Annotated in this window: 3 protein-coding genes and 1 pseudogene; all 4 read left to right on the top strand. The window is 53.7% G+C overall.

Annotation, left to right across the window (positions count from 1 at the left end; all coding sequences use genetic code 11):
- Positions 1 to 245, top strand: a 245-nt coding sequence (locus PPL9_RS17570) for a hypothetical protein (RefSeq protein ID WP_057463919.1), incomplete at its 5' end; no start/stop codon positions are given.
- Positions 238 to 510 carry a hypothetical protein gene (locus PPL9_RS33450; protein WP_208989453.1) on the top strand — a complete coding sequence of 91 codons (273 nt, stop codon included), beginning with the start codon at positions 238 to 240 and terminating at the stop codon, positions 508 to 510. The genes PPL9_RS17570 and PPL9_RS33450, both read left to right, overlap by 8 nt.
- A gap of 60 nt (positions 511 to 570) precedes the next feature.
- Positions 571 to 756 carry a toprim domain-containing protein gene (locus PPL9_RS34260; protein ID WP_244273414.1) on the top strand — a complete coding sequence of 62 codons (186 nt, stop codon included), beginning with the start codon at positions 571 to 573 and terminating at the stop codon, positions 754 to 756.
- Positions 757 to 796: 40 nt separating this feature from the next.
- Positions 797 to 1,543: pseudogene (locus PPL9_RS33445) on the top strand (ATP-binding protein); the annotation flags it as partial.

Below are 1,543 nucleotides of genomic sequence, written 5' to 3'. Positions count from 1 at the left end.
TCTGCAGGCAATGGCTCCCCGGTGGGCGGCTTTGTGGCTGCGAGTATACCGTTAAAAACCCGCGCCGGATGGATCGGCGGGCTGGTTCCTTCAAGATCAACATTGCTTCAGGCCTGTGGTGTGATTTTGCGACGAGTGACGGTGGGCGAGATTTTATCAGCCTTGGAGCCTATCTGTTTTCGCTCTCGCAAAAGCAAGCTGCATGCAATCTGGCGGACATGGTTGGAGTGGATGCTTATGAGTGATCCGTTTGCTCCAATTAAATCAATCCAAACATCAAAGCCGAAGCGGGAGCAACCTCAAAAGGTGATTGTGATGCCGGTGCCAGATGGGGCACCGGAGCCGCCTAGCTTTCATGGAAAGCTTGGGGTTCCTTCGCAGTGCTGGACATATCGCGATGCAGCGGGTGAAGTGCTTGGGTATGTGTACCGGTTTGATGAGGCCGGGGCGGGGAAGAGCTATCGGCCTTTGTGTTTGTTCCAAGTCGCAGGGCAAATGAAATGGCGGTGAGAGACGTGGCCGCTGCCAAGGCCTTTGTATGGCTTAGAGCTTCTTGCCAAAACTTCGGATATGCCTGTTGTCATTGTTGAGGGAGAGAAGGCTGCAGATGCTGCCAAGCAATTGTTATTGAGACATGTTTGTATCAGCTCACCTGGTGGCTCCAATGCAGCTAAGAAAGCGGATTGGTCTGTGCTTCAAGGGCGAGAGATCGTCATCTGGCCTGATGCGGATGAGGCTGGGCTAAAATTTTGCTGATGATGTTGCGGGTTGCCTTGAGAAGGTTGGGGCTGCAACTGTGAGGTTTCTTGATCCGCCGGATGATGTTTCCAATGGCTGGGATGCTGCTGATGCCTTGGCGGATGGATGGACATCAGAACAGGCTGAAGCCTTCATCTTGTCTTCTCAGACAGAGGGCGCACAGGAGCCCGAAGTTAAGCCAAGTGCGCGTGGTGTGAGTTTGTTATCAGTCGCGCAGGATCTGGAGCTTTGGCATTCTCCGCAAAAGGATGCCTTTGCCACTGTGCTGGTGAATGGCCATTATGAGCATTGGCAGGTTGAGAGCCAAAGTTTCAAGCGCTGGCTGGTGGGGCGGTATTATGAGAAGACCGGGCTTGCACCTTCAACGCAGAACTTAAGCGATGCCTTGCGGGTGTTTGAGGTGCGGGCATTGGAGCAAGGGGCTTGCCATGAACCGTATATGCGCACTGGCTGGCAGGATGGGGAAAGCTGGCTCGATCTGGCAGATGAGAACTGGCGAGCTGTCCGTATCACCCGTAATGGATGGGTGGTGATCAACAATCCTCCCGTCAAGTTCATCCGCAAGCAAACTATGTCTCCGTTGCCCATACCTGAAAAAGGGCATCGCATTGAGGAGATGCGGCACCTCATTAATGCGGAGGAAGAAGACTGCAAGCTTATTCTTGGTTGGATGGTGGCATCCTTGTGGGGGCGTAGTCGGAGCTATCCGGTTTTAGCGCTTGGAGGTGAACAAGACAGTGGCAAGAGCACTATGGCGCGGCTGTTGCGGTCGATTACAGATCCT

It is taken from the genome of Pseudovibrio sp. POLY-S9 (assembly GCF_001431305.1).
In the GTDB taxonomy this organism is placed as follows: domain Bacteria; phylum Pseudomonadota; class Alphaproteobacteria; order Rhizobiales; family Stappiaceae; genus Pseudovibrio.
The sequence above is the reverse complement of the archived record's forward strand: the minus strand, read 5'-3'. Positions and strand labels throughout refer to the sequence as shown.

Coding starts and splice junctions, on each gene's coding strand:
- PPL9_RS33450 (WP_208989453.1), top strand. CDS start 238: ATGAGTGATCCGTTTGCTCCAATTAAATCAATCCAAACATCAAAGCCG.
- PPL9_RS34260 (WP_244273414.1), top strand. CDS start 571: ATGCCTGTTGTCATTGTTGAGGGAGAGAAGGCTGCAGATGCTGCCAAG.